At 71.0% G+C, this 2,396-nt stretch carries 3 protein-coding genes; 1 reads left to right on the plus strand and 2 read right to left on the minus strand.

Annotated elements, in window-relative coordinates; translation table 11 throughout:
- Positions 1–170 precede the first annotated feature (170 nt).
- A complete protein-coding gene (locus VF584_26930; protein HEX8213831.1) occupies positions 171–425 on the minus strand; it encodes a GlsB/YeaQ/YmgE family stress response membrane protein in 255 nt (84 codons plus the stop codon).
- A gap of 83 nt (positions 426–508) precedes the next feature.
- Here VF584_26930 and VF584_26935 point away from each other — a divergent pair, with 83 nt between their 5' ends.
- Entirely contained in the window at positions 509–1,114 is a 606-nt protein-coding gene (locus tag VF584_26935; GenBank protein ID HEX8213832.1) for a peptidoglycan recognition family protein, read from the plus strand.
- 94 nt (positions 1,115–1,208) lie between these two features.
- On the opposite strand, the gene VF584_26940 is transcribed toward VF584_26935, so the two are convergent.
- A partial coding sequence (locus VF584_26940; protein HEX8213833.1) for a P1 family peptidase occupies positions 1,209–2,396 on the minus strand: 1,188 nt, incomplete at its 5' end.

Below are 2,396 nucleotides of genomic sequence, written 5' to 3' on the forward strand. Positions count from 1 at the left end.
AACTCCGCGCGCTGTGCCGACACCATCGTAGGGGCTGCGATTCATCGCGCCCGTGCCCGCCGCCGCACCGCCCCACGCACGACGGCACCGATGCACGCGAAACGCCCCTCCCCCAGGCAGTTTTGGGGGAGGGGCCGCGAGGTGACGAGCGGGGGAGGGGGCCCCGCCCCCTACAACCGCCGCCTCCCCCGCGTCACCAGGCGCAGGATGAAGAGCAGGACGACCGCGCCCACGAAGGCGGTGAAGATGGTGCCCGCCAGGCCGCTGAACGGGGTGGTGACGCCGAGCTGCTTGAAGAGCCATCCGCCGACGAAGGCGCCCACGATACCGACCACGATGTCGCCGATCAGCCCCACGCCGCCCATCACCAGCGACGCCAGCACGCCGGCAACGAGCCCCACGATCAACCAGGTCAACAGGTCCATGTAGCCTCCGAGTTCGAGTTGAAGCCAACGGGAGCAACTCATATGCCCCACTTGCACGACCCACCCTCCGCCCAACGGAAACGATGAACCGCATCACCCGCGCCGCCCTGCTCTTCCTCGCCCTGGCGCCCGGCGCCTGCGCGCGCCCCGCGGCCCCCGTGCCGGAGGGGATTCGCTACGTGTCGCGCGCGGAGTGGGGCGCGAAGCCGCCGGCGATGGAGATGAAGACGCACGTGCCGCACCGCATCACCATCCACCACACGGCCGAGCGGCAGGCGCCCGCCCGCTCCACCGAGGCCAAGCTCCAGGCCCTGCAGCGCTTCTCGCAGAGCGAGGGGACGCTCGGCAACGGGCGTCCCAAGCGCATGTGGGCCGACGTGCCCTACCACCTGTACGTCGCCGTGGACGGCAGCGTGGCCGAGGCGCGCCCCATCCGCTTCGTGGGCGACTCCAACACGCCGTACGATCCCACCGGGCACCTGCTGGTGGTGCTCGAGGGCAACTTCGAGGAAGAGGAGCTCTCCGCCGCGCAGCGACGCACGATGGACCTGCTGATCCCGTCCCTGGCGCGCCGCTACAACGTCCCGGCCGAGAAGATCGCCGCGCACCGCGACTTCGCCGAGACGCTCTGCCCCGGGCGGTCGCTGTACGCGCAGATCCCGCACTTTCGCGAGCTCGTGGCGCGGTAAAGCCTCACAAAGAGACACGGAGGGGCACGGAAAGAAAAGAGAAAGAGTTCTCTGTGCCTTTGCTGTTCCCTCCGTGTTCTCTGTGTGATGCTTTTTACCGCGGTGCCAGGCGATTGTACTTCGTGAGGACCTCGCGCAGGCGGTCGTGGGGGAGGCCATAGGCGCGCAGGCCGTCCGCGCCGGTCATGGTGCGCGCGGCGACCATGGCGTTGGTGATGGCCTCCTCGGTCGCCTGCACGGTGGCCTGGAAGACGCCGTCGATGCGGTCGTTGGGGAGCATGGTGAGCGCGACGCTCGCCGTGTCACGCGCGGCGCCGGGGTTGGCGGTGGAGAAGGCCACGAAGATGTCGCCGCTCCCGTTGCCGGCGATGCTCCCCTCGCGCGCCAGGCCAAGCGCCGCCCGCCGCACCACGCGCTCGAGCTGGTGCGGAAGGAGCGGCGCGTCCGTGGCCACCACGATGATGATGGAGCCCACGTCCCGTTCGTCGCTGCGCGCGGGCGCCGATGCGGTCGGCGTGGCGCAGCGGGGGACGCCGCGCAGGTACGGCTGCGAGGGCGGCTCGGCGCCCTCGTAGCAGGGGCGCATCCCCGTGATCTCGCGCCCCACTGGGACGCCGGCGATGCGCAGGTTGTACTGGCTGCCGTAGTTGCACTGCACCAGCACCCCCACCGTGTAGCCGCCCTGCTCCGCCGTCAGCCGCCGCGACGACGTGCCGATGCCGCCCTTGAACTGGTTGCACATCATCCCCGTCCCGCCGCCGACGCTTCCCTCCTCCACCGCCCCGCCCCGCGCGCCGTCCAGCGCCGCGAAGACGTGCTCCGGCTTCACGTGGAAGCCGTTGATGTCGTTCAGCGGCCCATCGAACGTCTCCGCGACCACGGGTAGCGCCCAGAGTATGGCGGGGTTGCTCCTGATCATCCACTGGATCGTCGCGTCGCGCACCACGCCCACACTGTGCGTGTTGGTGATGAGCACGGGCCCTTCCAGGAATCCGCCTTCGTCGATCCAGGTGGTGCCGGTCATCTCGCCGTTGCCGTTCAGCGTGAACCAGGCGGCGAACACACTGTCGGGCCCCGTGCGCCCGCGGGGGAGGATGGCGGTGACCCCCGTGCGCACCGGCCCCTGCCCGCGCACCAGGCGCCCCTCGCCGCGGATCAGCGTCGCGTGCCCCACCTCCACCCCCGCCACGTCGGTGATCGCGTTCAGCGGCCCCGGCGTGCCGGGCGGGTTGATCCCCAGGTCGCGCGCCCGCTGCCACGCCTGCGTCTGCGCGTCCAGCGG

Origin of the sequence: Longimicrobium sp., assembly GCA_036389135.1 — a bacterium.
Classification (GTDB): Bacteria; Gemmatimonadota; Gemmatimonadetes; order Longimicrobiales; family Longimicrobiaceae; genus Longimicrobium.

Bases quoted from the DNA above. Each gene is read 5' to 3' on its own strand.
- VF584_26930 (HEX8213831.1), bottom strand. From the start codon at position 425: ATGGACCTGTTGACCTGGTTGATCGTGGGGCTCGTTGCCGGCGTGCTG.
- VF584_26935 (HEX8213832.1), top strand. From the start codon at position 509: ATGAACCGCATCACCCGCGCCGCCCTGCTCTTCCTCGCCCTGGCGCCC.